Source organism: Nocardia sp. NPDC003999 (assembly GCF_053604885.1).
In genome coordinates this window covers 16,200-35,591 of sequence record NZ_JBSGIB010000027.1, presented here as the reverse complement: position 1 = coordinate 35,591, position 19,392 = coordinate 16,200, and the positions used below count along the sequence as shown (strand labels likewise).

Genomic DNA, 19,392 nt, shown 5'->3' with positions numbered 1-19,392 from the left:
CAGCGCGATCGAACAGGACGCTGTTCAAAACTCAATCATGTGGAACCCCGGTCGGAATGGTCGCGCAGTAGCCGGTGCGCCTCGGGTGTGCCGTCGAGGGCTCGGGTGGGTTTGCGCCACCGCAAGGTTTCTCGATGATCACCGGGACGGGATCGGGTATCGACCTGGGTCGGCGGACACAGCCGACGATGCCAGAATCCGAACGAACGCGTGTATCTCCGCAAGAGTGTGCGCGGGCATCATGGTGTCGCAGAACGGCAGGGCTGCCGCCATCGCGCCGGTGGCCGGCTGGAACCCGGACTCGCCCGCACGGGGATTGAGCCAGATGACGCGCCAAGCCCGGCGTCTGATCCGGGCCATCGCACGGGCCAAGAGATCGGGAGTGTCGCTGTCCCAACCGTCCGAGGCGATGACGACGACGGCGCCGCGCACCGCGTTACCGGACGGAGTCGCCAGCAGTGTGCCGAGGCATCGGCCGATGTGCGTGCCGCCGTAGCGGTCGAGCACCTTGTCGTTGGCCCGGGCCACCGCCACCTCGGGGGAACGGTGCGCGAGCACGGGGGTAAGCCTGGTCAGGGAAGTGGAGAAGGCGAACGCCTCGGGTCGATCGGACGAACGGCGTTGCATGGCGGCCCGCATCAGGTGCAGGTAGATCGTCGAATACGGCTGCATGGAACGGCTGACGTCGCACACCATGACGATCCGGCGCGGGCGACGCCGGGGACGGGTGCGGACCAGCACGGCCGACTCCCAGCCGGTGCGCCGCGAGTGGTTCATCGTCGCCCGGAAGTCGATCCGCTTGCCGTGCGGATCACTTTCCTGGCGCGTGCTGCGGCGCTGCGGCCAGAGCGCCGCCGCCTGTTCCAGCCAGGCGCCGATCGTTCGCAGATCGTCCGGATCGAAGCAGGCGAACGGTTCCTGTTCCCGTGCGGCGAACCGGCTCGGCAGCACGTCCGGCAGCGCTGGAGCCTGGTCGGTGGACCGGTCGGCGCCGGTTGCCGATCGCGGTGTCGCCCAGGGGACATCACCGCCGTGCCGAGACCGCCCCCGACCGACTGTGCCCGGCGCCGACGCGCGTTCGGCCGGTAGTCCGTGCGTTCGGCTCGCCGGGTCCACACCCAGCACCGCGTCGGCGAACACCGCCGCGAAGACCGCGTCGAAGGCGGCGAGATCTTGCATGCGATCGACGAGCGTCAGTCGCATGGCCCAGTAGAGTTCGGTGCGCGAGCGCGGCGCCATGCGACGCCAGGCTTGCACGAACAGCGTGGGACCGCTCGGCGCCACCGCGACGCCACTTCCCCGCAGCCGCGCGACCACCGCGACGGCGAACGCCGCCAGATCCACCCCGCGCAGCAGTGCCGCCCGCGTCATCGATTCGTGCGTATCCGCTTGCGCAGCAGAATTATTCCGAGCACTGCCGCGAGTGCGAACACGACCGCGGGCGCATATTTCTTGATCATCGCGGGCCCCATGAGTTCGACAAGGTCCAGCGGCGCGGGCTCGGGCGGCGCCACCGGCTGCGCTGCTCGGCGGTCCGGCTCGGCTACCGGCTCCACAGAGGTCTCATCGGCAGCCGCGAGTTTCGTCTCCAAGGATGTGACGAACTGATTCATCATCTTCTCGGACACCTGTTGCAGCATTCCGCTGCCGAACTGGGCGAGTTTGCCGACAACCTTGAGGTCGGTGTCGACGGTGACCCGCGTCCTGCCGTCGTCCGCGCACAGCCGTGTGGTGATGGTCGCGGCGGCGTTCCCGGAACCGTGTGAATCCCGGCCGCGCCCGCTGATGACGGCGCGATGGTCGTGTTCGTCGCGCTCGACGAATTGCGCTTTGCCGGTGAATTCGCTGGTCACCGGGCCGACTTTGACCTTCAATCTGCCGAGGAAGTCGTCTCCCTGCCATCCGACCATCTGTGCGCCTGGCAGGAGCGGGACGACCTGTTCGAGGTCGGTCAGTACCTCCCATGCCCGCTCGACGGGTGCGTTGACGGTGAACTCGTTGGCGATCTTCATTGCGGCATCCCTCTCATCCGGTAGCCAGGTCTCGCGTATATTCGGCGAACGCCTCCCGCACGGTCGCGCGGTCGTCGGGTGTCTTCGCCAGCGCGCTGAGTGCTGCGACCGCCTCCGGCGCGACGAGATCGGCGACATCGAGCGTCGCCAACGCGGCGATCCAGTCGATGGTCTCGGCGACGCCGGGCGGCTTGTCGAGATCGAGACCGCGAGCGTGCGCGACGAACAGGGTGGCATGTTCGATCAGCGCATCGGTCGCCCCGGGCACCGTGCGTCGCACGATCGCCACCGCGCGGGACGGTTCGGGATAGTCGATCCAGTGGTAGAGGCAGCGCCGCCGCAGCGCGTCGTGCAGGTCGCGACTGCGGTTCGAGGTCAGCACCGCGAGTGGCGGCCGCTCGGCGGTGAAGGTGCCGAGTTCCGGCACGGTCACCGCGGCCTCACCGAGGAATTCCAGCAGCAACGCCTCGAATTCGTCGTCGGCACGGTCGATTTCGTCGACCAGCAGCACCGGGGGCGTCGGACCGCGATAACGGACACAGCGCAGAATCGGACGGTCGACCAGGAATGCCTCGGTGAACAAGTCGGCTTCGGTGAGGTCGGCGCCGTGCGCTTCGGCGAGCCGAATGCTGAGCAGCTGACGCTGGTAATTCCAGTCGTACAGCGCTTCGTTCACGGTGAGGCCCTCGTAGCACTGCAGGCGGATCAGCGGCGCGGCGAGCGCGGTGGCAAGGGTCTTCGCCGCGGTCGTCTTGCCGACTCCCGGCTCGCCTTCCAGCAGTAGGGGCCGACCCAAAGTGGTGGCCAGATAGAAGGCGGCGGCGGTACCGGTGTCGAGCAGGTAGTCGTCGGCGTCGAATCGCCGGATCACGTCCTCGATATCGGCGAAAGGCGACATCATGGCGAGGTCGAGGCGCGCAGGCGCTCGTAATCGGCCCAGGTGTCCACATCCAAGGGCACCGCTGCGTCGACGTCGAGCCGGGACACCGGGACGCGGCCCGACTCGATGATCTTCCAGACCGCCTTGTCGCCGTGCAGTCGGGCCAACTGGCCGAACAGGCCGCGGGGCAGCCAGAACGGATGCCCGACGCCGTCGCGGTAGCCGCAGACCGTGATCGCCGCGGTCGTCGCGTCGGCGATCAGTCGTTCGACGGTCGCGGCCGACAGACCCGGTTGATCACCGAGCATCAGCACGATTCCGGGGGCCAGGGGATGTACCGAGCCCAGGGCCGAACGCAACGACGAGGAACAGCCCGAACCGAAGTCGTCGGCCACGACCACCTCCACCCCGGTGAGATCGACCTGCTGCCGGACCGCTGCGGCCGCCCCGCCGAGGGTGACGATGATCTGACCGAAACCGCAGGCTCGAACCACGTCCAGTGTGGCGCCGAGAAGTGTCGTATCCCGGTATGGCAGTAGCTGTTTCGGTGTGCCGAGACGCCGTGAGGTTCCCGCCGCGAGTACGACCCCGGTGACGAATCCGTTTGTCATGAGCCCGTCTTCGCCTCGGCGAAGGAAGTGCGGCAGCCGGAGCCGCAGAACCAGTAGTCGACGTCGTCGATGGTGAGATGTGGTGTGTCCGGCCCGACCGCCACGGTCATACCGCACACCGGATCGAGCGCCTCGAACGTGACGCTCGACAGGCGAACCGGGATGGCCAAGCCGCCCTTGCGGATCGCCTGGATCACTTCCGCGACGATCGAGACGGCGATCTCCGCCGAGGTCTTGGCGCCGATCGGCAGGCCCACCGGGGTGCGCACGCGCATCTGCTCGGCTTCGGTCAAGCCGAGCTCGTCCAGAATCGACGCTCCCCGGATCTTGCTGGCCACCAAACCGACATACCCCACACCCGAGTCGAGCGCGGCGCGGATCGTCTCGGCTTCCGGGCCGCCGTGGCTCGCGATCACGACCGCGGTCGTGTCGGTCAGCGAATCCGGGGAGTCGGCTTCGCCGACACCGCGCTGCACATCGAATCCCACCAGTGCGCACATTTCGGCCAGTGCGTCCGCGATCGGTGTCGCGCCGCAGATGCGCACCAAGGGCGCCGGAACCTGCGGCTCGAGGAATATCTCCAGCGCTCCGCCGGACAGACAGGGATTCACCACCACAGCCGCGCCGGGGGCTTCGGGAAATTGCAGGTCGCCGTCGGGCAGCACGCGCAGCAGCACGCTCTCGTTCGACTGCAGGGCGCCCAGCGCGGCCTTGCGGACCGAGTTCTGGGCGCACTGGCCGCCGACGAATCCTTCGATCGTCCCGTCCTGCAACAGGATCGCCTCGTCCCCGGCATGCGCCGAGGTCGGCTGCTGCGCTCGGACGACGGTCGCGTGCACGAACGGAGTCCGGGTCCGAACCAGTTGCTGTGCACGCTCGGTCATCTTCATCGGTGTTCCCATCGCTCCCACCCCACTCAGACGGGCGGTGTGGCCCGGCCCTGCATCGCTTCCCAGACCCGCGACGGCGTCAGCGGCATGTCGGCGTGCCGAACCTTGTAGGGCGCCAACGCGTCCACCACCGCGTTGACCACTGCCGCCGGTGATCCGACGGTCGCCGATTCGCCGATACCTTTCGCGCCGATCGGGTGGTGCGGCGAAGGAGTGACCGTGTACCCGGTCTCGAAATGCGGAACCTCGAGCGCCGTCGGGATGAGGTAGTCCATCAGGGATCCGCCGAGGCAGTTGCCGTCCTCGTCGAAGGCGATGATCTCCATCAGCGCCATGCCGATGCCGTCGGTGATGCCGCCGTGCACCTGACCCTCGATGATCATCGGGTTGATCCGGGTCCCGCAGTCGTCGACGGCGAGGAAGCGCCGGACCTTCACCACGGCCGTCCCCGGGTCGACATCGACGACGCAGAAGTACGCGCCATAGGGGTAGGTGAGATTCGCTGGGTTGTAACAGATCTGCGCGTCGAGTCCGCCCTCGATACCCTCCGGCAGATCACCCGCGCCGTGTGCTCGCATCGCGATCTGCTGGATCGTGACGGCCGCGGACGGGTCGCCTTTGACGTGGAACAAGCCCTTCTCCCACTCCAGATCGGCGACGGACACTTCGAGCATGCCGGACGCGATGATCCGGGCCTTGTCGCGCACCTTCCGCGCCACCAACGCGGCAGCGGCGCCGGAGACCGGAGTCGAGCGGCTGCCGTAGGTGCCGAGGCCGAACGGGGTCTGATCGGTGTCGCCGTGGACGACGTCGATGTCGTCCGGCGGTATCCCGAGTTCCTCGGCGACGATCTGGGCGAACGTCGTCTCGTGTCCCTGCCCCTGGGTCTGCACCGACAGCCGCACAACGGCTTTGCCGGTCGGGTGGACCCGCAGCTCACACCCGTCGGCCATCCCGAGCCCGAGGATGTCCATATCCTTGCGCGGTCCCGCGCCGGCTGCTTCGGTGAAGAAAGCCATCCCGATGCCCATCAACTCACCGCGGGCGCGCTTTTCCCGCTGCTCTTCGCGCAGGGCGTCGTATCCGATCATGTCCATCGCCAAGCGCATGGTCTTCTCATAGTCACCGGAGTCGTAGACCCAACCGGTCTTGCTGGTGTACGGGAACTGTTCGGGCCGGAGCAGATTGCGCAGCCGCAGCTGCGCCGGATCCATCTTCAGTTCCTGCGCGAGGCAATCCACCAACCGCTCGACGAAGTAGACGGCCTCGGTGATCCGGAACGAGCACGCGTAGGCGACGCCGCCAGGGGCCTTGTTCGTGTAGACCGCCGTCATCTTGCAGTAGGCGGCCTCGATGTCGTAGCTGCCGGTGAAGACACCGAAGAAGCCGGCCGGATACTTCAACGGGGCGGCCGTGCCGTTGAACGCGCCGTGATCGGCGAGCACGGTGGACCGGATGGCCAGGATCTTGCCGTCGGCGTCGGCGGCGATCTCACCGAGCATGATGTAGTCGCGGGCGAACCCGGTGCTGGTGAGGTTCTCGCTGCGATCCTCCATCCATTTGACCGGTTTGCCCAGTAGCAGCGACCCGACGATGGCGCAGACGTATCCCGGGTAGATGGGCACCTTGTTGCCGAAACCACCGCCGATATCGGGTGCGATCACCCGGATCTTGTGCTCAGGCAGCCCGGCCACCATCGCGTAGAGCGTGCGATGGGCGTGCGGCGCCTGACTCGTCGACCACAGGGTGAGCTTGCCGGTCACCGGATCGAGATCCGCGACGGCGCCGCAGGTTTCCATCGGCGCGGGATGCACGCGCGGATAAACGATCTCCTGCTCGACGACGACGTCCGCGCGGGCGAACACCGCCTCGGTCGCGGCGGCGTCACCGGTCTCCCAGTCGAAGCAGTGGTTGTCCCGCTTGTCCTCGAGATCATCTCGGATCACCGGCATCTCGGGCGAGAGCGCGGTCCGGGCATCGATCACCGGAGGGAGCATGTCGTACTCCACGTCGATGAGTTCCAGCGCGTCACGCGCGGCGTAGCGGTCCTCCGCGACGACGAAGGCCACCTCCTGGCCTTGGAACCGGACCTTGTCGGTCGCCAGCACCGCCTGCACGTCGTTGGAAAGCGTCGGCATCCAGGCCAGTCCCTTGGCGGCGAGGTCCGCCCCGGTGACGACCGCCTTCACCTTCGGATGCGCCTGTGCCGCGGAGACGTCGACGCTCACGATCCGCGCGTGCGCGAACGGCGAACGCAGGATCGCCATATGCAGCATGCCGGGCAGTTGGACGTCGTCGACGAAATTGCCGCGTCCGCGAATGAACCGGGGATCCTCCTTGCGGAGCATCCTGCCGTGCCCGCACGGCTTGCGGTCGTTGTCGACGCGGTCTTCCGGCCGGGATTCGACGGCGGTCATGATGTGCTCCCTACCGGCGCCGCGGTGGGCGCGGGTTCTGGCTCCGCCGCTTCGCCCCGTTGCTTCGCCGCGGCCCACTGGATCGACCGCACGATGGTGGTGTATCCGGTGCAGCGGCAGATCTGGCCCGAGATCGCCTCCCGGATGGTCTGCTCGTCGGGATCCGGGTTGCGGTCGAGTAGTGCCCGGGCCGTGATCATCATCCCGGGCGTGCAGAATCCGCACTGCAGCCCGTGACACTGCATGAAGCCTTCTTGCACGGGATCGAGCTTGCCGTCGACCTCGAGTCCCTCGACGGTGCGCACCGAACGCCCGCCTGCCATGACGGCCAGCATCGTGCACGACTTCACCGGTTCGCCGTCCACCTCCACCACACAGGTGCCGCAGTTGCTGGTGTCACATCCCCAGTGGGTTCCGGTGAGCCGCAATTGGTCTCGTAGGAAGTGCACGAGCAGGGTGCGCGGCTCGACGTCGGCGCTCACCTGCTCGCCGTTGACGGTCATGGTTACCTGCATGGCTAGTTCCCTCTCAGCGCGGGATCGTTCGGTACGCGCTCGACCGCGGTGCGCAGCGCGCGGATCGTCAGTTCGGAGGCGAGGTGGCGCTTGTAGTCCGCGCTGCCACGCGAATCGGAAGCGGGTGAGCACGCCGCGCTCGCCCGGCGGCCCACCTCCGCGAAGATCTCTTCGGTGGGCGCCTCACCGATGAGCAGGTCCGAGGCGGTGGCCAGCGCCGCCGGATCGGGCTCGACGGCGGTCAGGCCGATCCGGGCGGCCGCTATCGCACCGTCGCGCAGTGTCACCGTCGCGCCTGCCGCCGCGATCGCCCAGTCGCCGACTCGGCGCTTCACCTCCTTGTAGGCGCTGGAGGTCCGATGCCGCACGGGAATTCTGATCTCGATCAGAAGTTCATTGCGCATCATGGCGGTCTCGTACGGGCCGACCAGGAAGTCGTCCATCGCGATCTCCCGGTCGCCGGACGGTCCGCGCACCAGGCTGGTGGCGCCGAGAACCGTGCAGACCGTGGTCAGATCCTCGGCGGGATCGGCCTGGCACAGCGAGCCGCCGATCGTGCCGCGGTTGCGCACGACCGGGTCGGCGATCACGCGCTCGGCGTCACGGAAGATCGGGCACACCGCGGCGAGATCGTCGGATTCGAGCAGATGCCGGTGCCGCACCATCGAGCCGATGCGCACCAGGGTCGGATCGGTGACTATATAGCCCAGCTCGGCAGCCAGGTCGTTGATGTCGATGAGATATTCCGGATTGGCCAGGCGCAGTTTCATCATCGGCAACAGGCTGTGCCCGCCCGCGATGATGCGCGCCTCCTCTCCGAGCCGGTCCAGGAGTCCGATGGCGTGATCCACGCCCGTCGCGCGCTCGTATTCGAATGGTCCGGGCACCTGCATGTGACCCACCTCACGTTCATGGGGAGAAGCTCAGCTTCTGCGCCGCTGAACTGGGGGTCAAGGCCGGATTAAGTAATCACTTAATCGGCTGTCGGTGCCGTGTGGTGAATCCGTCCGCCGGTTCCGGTCAGCGAACGGCCGTGCCCACCCCAGCGCCGCGCGATGATCTCGGCCGCGATGGACACCGCCGTCTCCTCCGGCGTCCGGCCGCCCAGATCCAGCCCGATCGGGCTGGCGAGCCGGGCGAGTTGCTCCTCGGTGAGTCCGGCCTGCCGCAGGCGCGCCAGCCGCTGGTCGTGCGTGCGGCGCGACCCCATGGCGCCGACATAACCGATCCGCGGCGCCCGCAGGGCCACCTCGAGCAGCGGAACGTCGAACTTGGGATCGTGGGTCAGCACGCAGACGACGGTCCGCGCATCGACCGCGCCTGCCGCGATCTGCGCGGCCAGGTAGCGGTGCGGCCAGTCGACGACGACCTCGTCGGCGGTCGGGAACCGGGCCGAGGTGGCGAAGATCGGCCGCGCGTCGCATACGGTCACCCGGTAGCCGAGAAATGATCCCTGCTGCGCCACGGCGGCGGCGAAATCGATGGCCCCGAACACCAGCATCCGCGGCTGCCTGGCATGACTGGCGACGAAAACCGCCATGCCCTCGCCGCGACGCTGCCCGTCCGGGCCATAGGACAGCACCTCGCTGCGGCCCGCCGCGAGCAACCCGGCCGCGTCATCGATCACCGCGTCGTCGGTGCGCGCCGACCCCAGCGTGCCGCGCGCGTCACTCGGCCGGATCAGCAGCCGCCGCCCGATCCGGCCGGGGTCCGGGTGCTCGATGACGGTCGCGATCGCGACCGGCCGGTGCTCGGCGATGTCCGCGGCCACCTCGCCGAGTTCCGGAAACGTCTTCCGGGAGATGGGTTCGACGAAGATGTCGATGATGCCGCCGCAGGTGAGGCCGACGGCGAACGCGTCGTCATCGGAGAACCCGAACCGCTGCAGCACCGGAAGACCGGTGCGCACGACATCGGTGGCGAGTTCGTAGACCGCGCCTTCGACGCAGCCGCCGGAGACCGAACCGCCGACCGTACCGTCCGGGGCGACGACCATGGCGGCGCCTGGCGGCCGCGGCGCCGAGCGGAAGGTGCGTACGACCGTCGCGACCCCAGCCGTGCCCCCGGCGTTCCACGTTGCCATCAGATCCGTGAGCACGTCCTGCATGATGCGTCCTCCGGGCGCGATACGGCGGTAGGCACCGCGTCCACCTCCAAACTAGACTCGGATCGTGACGCCCGCCCAGCTTCGGGCCTACTCGACCGTGGTGCGGCTCGGCTCCGTCCATGCGGCGGCCAGAGAGCTGGGGATGTCCGACGCCGGTGTCTCGTTGCACATCGCCCAGCTGCGCAAAGAGCTCGACGACCCGTTGTTCACCCGCGCCGCCGCGGGGCTGGCCTTCACGCCCGGCGGATTGCGCTTGGCCAGCCGGGCCATCGAGATCCTCGGACTGCAACGGCAGACCGCGATCGAGGTGAGCGAAGCCGCCCATGGCCGACGGTTGCTGCGCATCGCGGCATCGAGCGCGTTCGCCGAACATGCCGCGCCGGGCCTCATCGACTTGTTCGCGGCGCGGGCGAAGGATCTGGCGGTCGAGCTGAGCGTGCACCCCACCAGCCGGTTCCGGGGTCTGATCGAGACCCGTGCGGTGGACATCGCGCTCGGGCCCGGGCCGGAGAACGCCGACACGGCCATCGCCGCCCGGCCGTTCCTGAAGTATCAGATCATCTCGGTCGCGCGCCCCGACAGCCCTCTGGCGGGCGCCGCCGCACCTCCGGCGCTGCTGCGGGAGCAGCCGTGGATGCTGGGTCCCAGCGCGGGCAGTGTGGACGGGCACATCGCGACGATGCTGCGCGAGTTGGCGGTACCCGAATCCCATCAGCGGATCTTCCAGAGCGACGCCGCCGCTCTGGAAGAGGTCCGCCGGGTCGGAGGCATCACCCCGACGATCGGTTTCGCCGTGGCCGCCGATCTCGCGGCCGGTCGGTTGATCCACGTCAAGGGACCAGGGCTCCAGGTATCCGACGAGTGGTGCGCCACCACGTTGCCGCCCGATTCCCGCCAGCCCGCGGTGTCGGAACTGCTGCGGTTCATCACCACCCCGCGATGCATCCAGGCGATGATCCGTGGGTCCGGCGTGGGCGTCACGCGGTTTCGCCCGAAAGTGCATGTGACCCTGTGGAGTTGAAACCGCGACTGCTGCGCACCGTCGACGGGATGCTTCGCCTCGAGTCGGCACGACGGCCTCGATGGCGGAGTCGATGTTGTCGGCGATGCGGAACGTCTGGCCGCCGCGGGCCGCGACGTAGAGTTGGGTTTACACGGTCGGCAGGAGGCTGATGTGAGCGAGCCGGACAGGATCATCCAGCATTTGCGGCGGGCCCTCGGCGAGGAGCAAGGCCTTGCCGCCCGGCTCGAGCAGTCGTTGGTTCAGGCCCCGGGCCGACCTCATTCGCCACTGAGAAGCGTGGGCCGTCCAAGGGCGCCCGCGGGCACAGGACATCGCTCACGTCACCGCATGATCGGCACCGCTCGGTTGAAAAGCTTTGCGACCACGAGGCTCTGGGCCGCGACCGGTGCGGCGAGCGTCAGGGTAGGGGGGGAAGTACGACGGGGGAGTGGCGTCTTGGTGTTGGGGATCCACGGCGTCAGCTGGTTGTTCTCACGACGCGCCGGACAGCCACTTCCGGAAGCGGCCGGAAACGGAATCTTTGCGCCGTGGTGGTCGGCGGGTGGGGTCGAACCAGCCGGGCAACGGTTCTCGCGCGGCGAGCCAGGTTCGCGGCACTCCTCCGAGCGGGCCGGGATGCGTGTCGGTGCCGGTGTGGGCGGCGACGATTCCGCCGACGATGGCGCTCGTGGTGTCGATATCGCCGTCCGCGGCGATACACGTGGTGATCGCGGCCGGGTAGTCGTCGAGATGCGTCGCCGCTACCCAGATCGTGAACGGCACCGTGTTCTGCGCGGTGACCCGGGATCCGTTGCCGAGTTCGTCCGCGGCCTCCTCCGCGGAGGCCTCGAGCAGACTACGAGCACGGCGAATCAGGCGGGTCGTCTCGCCATCGTCGAGGCGGTCGAGGACGCCGGTGATGAAATCCGCTGGCGTGGGCCGACTTCCGCGCAGGCGAGCATGTGCGGCCTGACCGGCCGCGAGCGCCACCGCGACCGCGCCGAGGACGCCCTCCGGATGCAGATGCGTCACCTGCGCCGATCGCGCCGCTTCGGCGGCGATCTTTTCCGGATCGTCGGCGTAGAAGGCGCCGAGCGGAGCGACCCGCATGGCCGCACCGTTTCCACAGGATCCCTGGTTGTCGTACACGGCTCCGGCCGCCTCCCGCCAGTGCACGCCGTCGCGGATCCGGCGCAAGGTACCGACCGCCAGGAAGCCGTAGTCACGGCTCGGGTCGAATCGGCGCGCGAAGGCGGCGGCGAGCCGATCCTGGTCGATCCCACCGCGACCGATGAGTTCGGCAACCACGGTGCAGGCCATTTCGGTGTCGTCGGTCCACCCGCACTGCCGGGCCGGGAGATTGCCGGCCCGAAGATCCGGAATCGACCGGCCCATGATGGGAAATTCCGCTCCCAGCGCGTCTCCCACGGACAGTCCATCGAGTGAATCGAGCATCAACTCAACATGCATCGCGTCTGATGGTAGCCATCCGAAACGGCGGTGCATACGAATGCGCAGGCTGGGCCGTACCTGAACCGAGCGCTGACGGCGGAACGCCCAGCTGGGCGAGATGGGTGAATTCGCTGTCGTCGGGCGCCACGGGAACAATTGCATGTTCATACTTAGATATGCGCATCAATATATGTATCACCCGTAGAGCCGTTGACGGCAATGCAGCGCTTGTCCTAGCCTCGGCGAGGTGAACAGTGATCACCCGACGGTCGTAACCACTTCCGTCTCGCGTTCGGGAGATCTGGACGGCCTCCGCTTCGTAGATGTCCGTGGGGTGACTCGACGGCTCATATGTGTCGATCACGTGGGGGGAGGCACTCGCCGCGTCCTTGAGCCTGCTCGCGGCGCGGGATCGGCGCGATAGCGATGACCAAGCGCGGGTTGACCCGGGATCGTCTGGCCGACATCGCTCACGATTACGTCTCGGAGAACGGTCTGGACGCGCTCACGATGCGACGGCTGGCGGCCGCGGCGGGGGTGACGCCGGGTGCGTTGTACAAGCATTTACGGGACCGGAAGGATCTCCAGCGTGCGATGGCCGACACCATTTTCCGGGCCGTCGACCTGTCGGATATCGACCTCGGCAACCCCGATGTCGCTCAGACGATGATCTGCTGTCGGCGTATTCGTGCGGCGATACTTCGTTTCCGTGAGGGAGGGCGCGTCGTCGCGGGCTCGTACTCGCCTTCGCCGGAGACCATCAGAGTCTCCAGTACGCTGACGACACTCCTCCGCGGTGTGGTTCTGCCGCAGTTCGGCGTCGGCGAGATCGTTTTGGTATTGCGTTCCTACATCACGGGTTTCGTCATCGAGGAACAGGCCTATCTCGAACTGAGCAACGCGGGCGAGTGGGATTCCCTGGTGGCGCGAATTTCGACCGGTGATCATGCCCGGCAGGAGGGCGCCGACGATGTCCTCGCGATTATGACCGGTGATCGGGATCTGAGGTTCACGGACGGATTGCGCGCTGTTCTCTACGGCAAGGTTCGAGATTCGGCGAACATCCTTGCCCCGGTGCGTAACTGACCGCGGCGTCGGATTCGGCCGAATCGACGGGCGCGGCCGCATCATGGCTGATCGGCTCAACCGGTTCGCGGTCTGTCCGGACGTCGACGCATCGGCGAAGGCGGTGCGCTTCATATGCATCTGCGACCTGGGTCGGCGCGTCGGGCCTCCCGGGTGCGGGGTGGCAGCGCGACGGGGTGAATCGGCATCCGAGCCTTTTGTATGCCTACGGTAAAGCCGAGGTCGGGAAGATCGCGATCGGAACGCGCTACGGCGGGCGCATCGAGTCATTTGCTCCGTACCCCGGGTGAGGAGGTGAACCCGGGACAACTACGCGGTTCCTCGTCACGGGGGCGTCCGGTGGGTCGCGAAGTGGCGGGTTCCCCGTTCGTGGGAGGGGAGACGTCTGCGAAAGGGAGACGCCGTTCGCGTGCAGGTTGCGGCGCCACAGCTCTCGGTACTCGCTAAAATATTCGAAACCGACCAGTAATTCGCGTTTCTGGTTTCGTAGCGGAATCCGACGACGCGAGCGTACGCGAGGCGAAAAGATTGACGCGGCACCGGCCTGCCTCTAACCTTCGCGTGGTGAACGATGCTTACCATGCGGCGTCGGGGTGGCCGTCGCAGGTATCGCCATCTCTGCGACCGACGGCTGCCGGATCACTCCACGCTTCCCTGACCGTCGCAGTCGGCAGCGGGCTACCCGGCGCGCCTGCCCCGCACCCGCGCGACGATACGGCCGAGTAACCACCGGACAGGTGTAATTGCACCGACCGGATGTGCGACAAAGGGTATCCACCCTTTTGCCCGTCGACCGGGCCACAACTTCGGAGAGGAAGGACGGCGAGTGTTCAGCCGCATCGCCATTGTGAACCGGGGAGAGGCCGCCATGCGCCTCATCCACGCGGTCCGAGACCTGGCCGCGGAAACGGCACGTTCGATCGAGACCATCGCCTTCTACACCGATGTCGATCGCAACGCGACGTTCGTGCGCGAGGCCGATATCACCTATGACCTCGGGCCGGCCTCCGCGCGACCGTACCTGGATCTGAAGGCGCTCGAACGGGCGCTGGTGGCGACCCGGGCCGACGCCGCGTGGGTCGGCTGGGGCTTCGTCGCCGAAGATCCGGCGTTCGCCGAGTTGTGCGACCAGATCGGCGTGACCTTCATCGGTCCGGATGCCGAGGCGATGCGCAAACTCGGCGACAAGATCGGCGCGAAGCTCATCGCCGAAGAGGTCGGTGTACCGGTCGCGCCGTGGAGCCGCGGCCCGGTCGAGACCGTCGACGACGCGCTCGCCTCCGCCGCCGACATCGGCTACCCGCTCATGCTGAAAGCGACCGCGGGCGGCGGCGGGCGCGGTATTCGCGTTGTCACCGACGAGGCCGAGTTGGTCGACGCCTACGAACGCACCCGGCAGGAGGCCGCCCGCGCGTTCGGCAGTGGTGTGGTGTTCCTCGAACGGCTCGTCACCGGCGCTCGCCATGTCGAGGTTCAGGTGATCGCGGACGGTCAGGGCACCGCTTGGGCGCTGGGTGTGCGCGACTGCTCGGTGCAGCGGCGCAACCAGAAGGTCATCGAGGAGTCCGCGTCACCGGTGCTGCGGCCCGAGCAGGTCGCCGAACTCAAGGCCTCGGCCGAGCGCCTGGCGGTCGCGGTCGGTTACCGCGGCGCGGCGACCGTCGAGTTCCTCTATCACCCCGGTGACGAGCTGTTCGCGTTCCTCGAGGTCAACACCCGTCTGCAGGTCGAGCACCCGATCACCGAGCAGACCACCGGTTTCGACCTGGTTCGCGCGCAACTGGCGGTGGCTTCGGGTGAACGGCTCGAGGGCGAGCCGCCCGCCGAGCGTGGGCACGCCATCGAAGCGCGGCTCAACGCCGAGGACCCCGACCGCGACTTCGCTCCCGCGCCGGGCCGGATCGCCCGCTTGGACCTGCCCGCGGGGCCGGGTATTCGGGTCGACACCGGTGTCAGTGAAGGCGATGTCATCCCCGCCGATTTCGATTCGATGATCGCCAAGATCATCGCTTACGGCCGCGACCGGTCCGAGGCGCTGGGTAGGTTGCGCCGGGCCGTCGGGCAGACCCGGGTGATCATCGAGGGCGGCGCTACGAACAAGAGTTTCGTCCTCGAACTGCTGGACCAGCCCGAGGTGATCGACGCGAGCGCCGACACCGGCTGGATCGACCGGGTGCGCGGACAGGGTCGCCTCGTTTCGCACCGCAACTCCGCCGTCGCGCTCGCGGCCGCCGCCATCGATGCCTACGAGGAAGAGGAACGGGCCGAGCGGGACCGCCTGCTGTCCACCGCCGCGGGCGGTCGTCCCCTGGTGCAGCACCACGCGGGCCGACCGCTCGACCTCAAATTGCGCGGAGTCGGCTATCGGGTGCGCGTGGCCCGTACCGGCGCGCATCGGTTCCGCATCGGCATCGAGGCGGGCGAGGACATCCGCACCGCCGATGTCGACCTGGTCCGCTATGACCGGCATTCCGGCCAGATCGTGGTCAACGGCACCGCCTTCCGCGTCACCGCGGGCACGCACGGGCCGATCCACGTGGTCGACGTCGATGGTGTGACCCATCGGGTGAGCCGGGACGAGGGCGGCGTCGTCCGCTCACCGGCACCCGCGCTCGTGGTCGCCACGCCGTTGCAGGTCGGCGACGAGGTCGAGGCCAACGCGCCGCTGCTGGTGCTGGAGAGCATGAAGATGGAGACGGTGCTGCGCGCACCGTTCAAGGCGCGGCTGAAGGAATGCGCCGTCTCGGTCGGTACCCAGGTGGAGACCGGGGCGCCGCTGCTGCGGCTGGAGCGCCTGGTGGACGACGCGGTCGAGGAGACCGCGGCCGTCGGGTCGGTCGAACTGGACCTGCCCGCCGGGGATGCGCAGGCTCATCCGCACGAGCGGATCGTCCGACGATCGCAGGACCTGCGCGGCCTGCTGCTCGGTTTCGACGTCGATCCGCACGACGACCGCCGGGTGCTGACGGATTACCTCGATGCCCGCCGTATCGCCGTCGCGGACGACCGCAGGCCGCTGGCGGAGGAACTCGAACTCATCGACGTGTTCACCGACCTCGCCGAGTTGAGCCACAACCGGCCGTCGGGTGAGGACGCCCAAGGGCATGTCCACAGTGCCCGCGAGTACTTTCACACCTACCTGCAGAGCCTGGACGTCGAACGGGCCGGACTGCCGGAATCGTTCAAGAGCAAGCTCGCGCGGGCGCTCGGCCACTACGGCGTGTCCGATTTGGAACGTTCCCCCGAGCTCGAGGCCGCGGTCTTCCGGATCTTCCTCGCCCAGCAACGCACCGACACCGTCGCGGTCGTGACGGCACTGCTGCGGGAGTGGCTGGGCGAGCGGATGCCCGATCGAGCCCTGCGCGAACCGGTCGGTCTGGCACTGGAACGGCTGGTCGCCGCGACCCAGGTGCATTTCCCCGTACTCGCCGATCTTGCTCGCGGTCTGGTGTTCGGCTGGTACGGCCAGCCGTTGCTGCGGCGTAATCGCGCCCGCGTGTACACCAATGTCCGCCGGTCCCTGCGGTACCTGGACACCCATCCCGACGCGTCCGATCGCGCGGAGCGTATCTCCGACATGGTCCGCAGCACCGAACCGCTGGTGCGGTTGCTGGGCCAGCGGCTGGTGCGCGGCAGCGACGACAACACGGCGATGCTCGAGGTGCTGACCCGCCGGTACTACGGCAACAAGGGGCTCACCGGCGTCCGTACCCACGACGTCGACGGATGCCGCTACCTGATCGCCGACCGCGACGGTGCGAGCCTGGTGTCCGCCGCGGTGCGCTTCGACGCGCTCGGCACCGCGGTGCGCGGGCTGGCCGAACTGACCGGCGACGCGGTGTCGATCGACGCCGACATCTACCTCAGCTGGGAGAAGCAGCCCGCCGACTTCGACGCCATGGCCGCGGCTCTGCACTCGGTGCTCAGCGCGCAGCCGCTGCCGAAGCAGGTGCACCGGATCACCGCGACAGTCGCGGGCAGCAACGGCGCGGTCATGCATCACCACTTCACCTTCCGCCCGTCGGCCACCGGCCCGGCCGAGGAAAGGCTGATCCGCGGCCTGCATCCGTACATCGCGCAGCGGATGCAAATGGAGCGGCTGCGCAAGTTCGATCTGACGCGCCTGCCGTCGTCCGACGACGAGGAGATCTATCTGTTCCGGTGCGTCGCGAAGGACAATCCGGCCGACGACCGGCTCATCGCGTTCGCCCAGGTGCGGGACCTGACCGCGCTGCGCGAACACGACGGACGGCTGCTCGCGCTGCCGACCGCCGAGAGCACGATCGCCACCTGCCTCGACTCGATCCGCCGGGCGCAGTCGCAGCGGCCGTCGGCGAAGCGGCTCAACACCAATCGCATCGTGATGTACGTCTGGCCGCCGCTGGATGTCACCCGCGCCGAGCTCGAGCGGATCGGCGGGCATGTGCTGCCGACGACCGCGGGCGCCGGACTCGAGGAGATCGTGCTCATCGCGCGGGAACGCGACGCGGACACCGGCGAGTTGGCGAAGGTGGCCATCCGGATCAGTTTCGATGCCGCGGGCGGCACCGTGGTGACCTTCGGCGAGCCGTCCGACGAACCGATCGAACCGCTCGACGCCTACCGGCAGAAGGTGCTGCGCGCCGCGGGCCGCAATGCGGTGTACCCCTACGAATTGACCGGCCTGCTAGGCGATTTCACCGAATACGACCTCGACAGCGATCACACGCTCGTCCCGGTCGACCGGCCGAAGGGGCGCAACACCGCCGCGATCGTCGCCGGCGTCATCACCACGGCCACCCCGAAACACCCGGAGGGCGTCACGCGGGTGGTGCTGCTCGGCGACCCGACGAAAGCATTGGGCGCGCTGTCGGAACCGGAGTGCAGGCGGGTGATCGCCGCACTGGACCTGGCCGAGCGCCTGGAGGTGCCGCTGGAGTGGTACGCGCTGTCGGCGGGCGCTCGCATCTCGATGGAATCGGGCACCGAGAACATGGACTGGGTGGCGGCCGCGCTCAAGCGGATCGTCGAATTCACCCAGGCGGGCCGCGAGATCAACATCGTGGTCGCGGGCATCAATGTCGGAGCTCAGCCGTACTGGAACGCCGAGGCGACCATGCTCATGCACACCAAGGGCATCCTGGTGATGACGCCGGATTCGGCCATGGTGCTCACCGGTAAGCAGGCGCTGGACTTCTCCGGCGGCGTGTCGGCCGAGGACAACTTCGGCATCGGCGGCTACGACCGGGTCATGGGTCCGAACGGACAGGCGCAGTACTGGGCGCCGAACCTGGCCGCGGCGCGCGACATCCTAATGGCGCACTACGACCACACCTACATCGTCCCTGGTGAGCAGGCGCCGCGGCGGTCGCAGACGAGCGATCCCATCGATCGCGACATCTCCGATTTCCCGCACGTCCTGGCGGGCAGCGACTTCGCCACCGTCGGCGAGATCTTCTCCGCCACCGCGAATCCGGACCGGAAGAAGCCGTTCGACATCCGCACGGTGATGCGCGCGGTCGCCGACCAGGACCACCCCGTGCTGGAGCGCTGGGCGGGCATGGCCGACGCCGAGACCGCCGTCGTGCAGGACGCGCATCTGGGCGGAATCCCGGTGTGCCTGCTGGGCATCGAGTCCAGGGGCGTGCCGCGGCACGGTTTTCCGCCCACCGACGGCCCGGACACCTACACCGCGGGCACGCTGTTCCCCCGGTCGTCGAAGAAGGCCGCGCGGGCGATCAACGCCGCGAGCGGCAACCGTCCGCTGGTGGTGCTGGCGAACCTGTCGGGCTTCGACGGGTCGCCGGAGTCGATGCGCAAGTTGCAGTTGGAGTACGGCGCCGAGATCGGCCGTGCGATCGTCAACTTCGACGGTCCGATCGTGTTCTGCGTGATCTCCCGCTATCACGGTGGCGCGTTCGTCGTCTTCTCGAAGGCGTTGAACCCGAACATGACCGTCCTGGCGCTGGAAGGCTCATTCGCCTCGGTGCTCGGCGGCGCGCCCGCCGCGGCGGCGGTGTTCTCCGGTGACGTCGCCACCCGCACCACGGCCGACCCGCGGGTGCAGGAGCTGGAGGTGCGCGTCGCCAACGCGGCCGGTACCGATCGCGCCACTCTGAGCGCCGAACTGGACGAACTGCGCTCCTCGGTGCGCGCGGAGAAACTCGGTGAAGTGGCCGCGGAGTTCGACCGCATCCACAACATCCAGCGCGCCGTCGAAGTCGGCTCTGTCGATGCGGTCATCCGCGCCGATGAACTGCGGCTTCGCGTCATCGAAGCCATCCAGGAGCGCCTGGACGGCTGACGGCGGGCGGGCGGCGTCCTCGGCGGGCGGCGGCTGGACGGTCGGTTGTGCTCGATAGCGGCACAATCCGATCGGCAGTCGTCGCCCGCCCTCGTGTGCGAGCTCGGCTACGCGCCCACGGCTCCCCGTGGTGCAC

General features: G+C 68.2%; 13 protein-coding genes and 1 pseudogene. 4 read left to right on the top strand and 10 right to left on the bottom strand.

Going from position 1 to position 19,392, the window contains the following annotated elements; genetic code table 11:
• Positions 1–138: 138 nt before the first annotated feature.
• The 9 genes from ACWESM_RS32810 to ACWESM_RS32770 form a co-directional block, all read right to left on the bottom strand.
• Positions 139–1,371 carry a vWA domain-containing protein gene (locus tag ACWESM_RS32810; RefSeq protein ID WP_452495081.1) on the bottom strand — a complete coding sequence of 411 codons (1,233 nt, stop codon included), beginning with the start codon at positions 1,369–1,371 and terminating at the stop codon, positions 139–141.
• Positions 1,368–2,012, bottom strand: a complete 645-nt coding sequence (locus tag ACWESM_RS32805) for an SRPBCC family protein (RefSeq protein ID WP_452495079.1) — start codon at positions 2,010–2,012, stop codon at positions 1,368–1,370. Before ACWESM_RS32805 ends, ACWESM_RS32810 begins: the two co-directional genes overlap by 4 nt.
• A gap of 13 nt (positions 2,013–2,025) precedes the next feature.
• Complete coding sequence (locus ACWESM_RS32800) at positions 2,026–2,910, bottom strand: AAA family ATPase (protein ID WP_452495126.1); 885 nt, start codon at positions 2,908–2,910, stop codon at positions 2,026–2,028.
• Positions 2,910–3,503 (bottom strand): nucleotidyltransferase family protein, encoded by a 594-nt coding sequence (locus ACWESM_RS32795; RefSeq protein ID WP_364433722.1) that lies wholly within the window; start codon positions 3,501–3,503, stop codon positions 2,910–2,912. The genes ACWESM_RS32800 and ACWESM_RS32795 overlap by 1 nt, the downstream gene beginning before the upstream one ends.
• Positions 3,500–4,393, bottom strand: a complete 894-nt coding sequence (locus ACWESM_RS32790) for an XdhC family protein (protein ID WP_364433984.1) — start codon at positions 4,391–4,393, stop codon at positions 3,500–3,502. Before ACWESM_RS32790 ends, ACWESM_RS32795 begins: the two co-directional genes overlap by 4 nt.
• 26 nt (positions 4,394–4,419) lie before the next feature.
• Entirely contained in the window at positions 4,420–6,810 is a 2,391-nt protein-coding gene (locus ACWESM_RS32785; RefSeq protein ID WP_452495077.1) for an aerobic carbon-monoxide dehydrogenase large subunit, read from the bottom strand.
• Positions 6,807–7,325 carry a (2Fe-2S)-binding protein gene (locus ACWESM_RS32780; protein ID WP_355074262.1) on the bottom strand — a complete coding sequence of 173 codons (519 nt, stop codon included), beginning with the start codon at positions 7,323–7,325 and terminating at the stop codon, positions 6,807–6,809. The genes ACWESM_RS32785 and ACWESM_RS32780 overlap by 4 nt, the downstream gene beginning before the upstream one ends.
• A 2-nt stretch (positions 7,326–7,327) precedes the next feature.
• Complete coding sequence (locus ACWESM_RS32775; protein WP_355074261.1) at positions 7,328–8,218, bottom strand: FAD binding domain-containing protein; 891 nt, start codon at positions 8,216–8,218, stop codon at positions 7,328–7,330.
• A gap of 80 nt (positions 8,219–8,298) precedes the next feature.
• Complete coding sequence (locus tag ACWESM_RS32770) at positions 8,299–9,432, bottom strand: XdhC/CoxI family protein (RefSeq protein WP_364433714.1); 1,134 nt, start codon at positions 9,430–9,432, stop codon at positions 8,299–8,301.
• A 64-nt stretch (positions 9,433–9,496) separates the two neighbouring features.
• On the opposite strand from ACWESM_RS32770, the gene ACWESM_RS32765 reads away from it, so the two are divergent.
• Entirely contained in the window at positions 9,497–10,453 is a 957-nt protein-coding gene (locus ACWESM_RS32765; protein WP_355074257.1) for a LysR family transcriptional regulator, read from the top strand.
• Between the two features lie 474 nt (positions 10,454–10,927).
• Here ACWESM_RS32765 and ACWESM_RS32760 read toward each other — a convergent pair whose 3' ends face one another.
• Positions 10,928–11,905, bottom strand: a complete 978-nt coding sequence (locus tag ACWESM_RS32760; RefSeq protein ID WP_452495074.1) for an ADP-ribosylglycohydrolase family protein — start codon at positions 11,903–11,905, stop codon at positions 10,928–10,930.
• A 408-nt stretch (positions 11,906–12,313) separates the two neighbouring features.
• Between ACWESM_RS32760 and ACWESM_RS32755 the strand changes: the two are divergent.
• The 3 genes and pseudogenes from ACWESM_RS32755 to ACWESM_RS32745 form a co-directional block, all read left to right on the top strand.
• A pseudogene (locus ACWESM_RS32755) lies at positions 12,314–12,469 on the top strand (TetR/AcrR family transcriptional regulator); the annotation flags it as partial.
• 12 nt (positions 12,470–12,481) lie between these two features.
• Positions 12,482–12,973 (top strand): TetR/AcrR family transcriptional regulator C-terminal domain-containing protein, encoded by a 492-nt coding sequence (locus ACWESM_RS32750; protein ID WP_452495124.1) that lies wholly within the window; start codon positions 12,482–12,484, stop codon positions 12,971–12,973.
• Between the two features lie 826 nt (positions 12,974–13,799).
• A complete protein-coding gene (locus tag ACWESM_RS32745; RefSeq protein WP_452495072.1) occupies positions 13,800–19,256 on the top strand; it encodes an ATP-binding protein in 5,457 nt (1,818 codons plus the stop codon).
• The last annotated feature ends 136 nt before the right edge of the window (positions 19,257–19,392 follow it).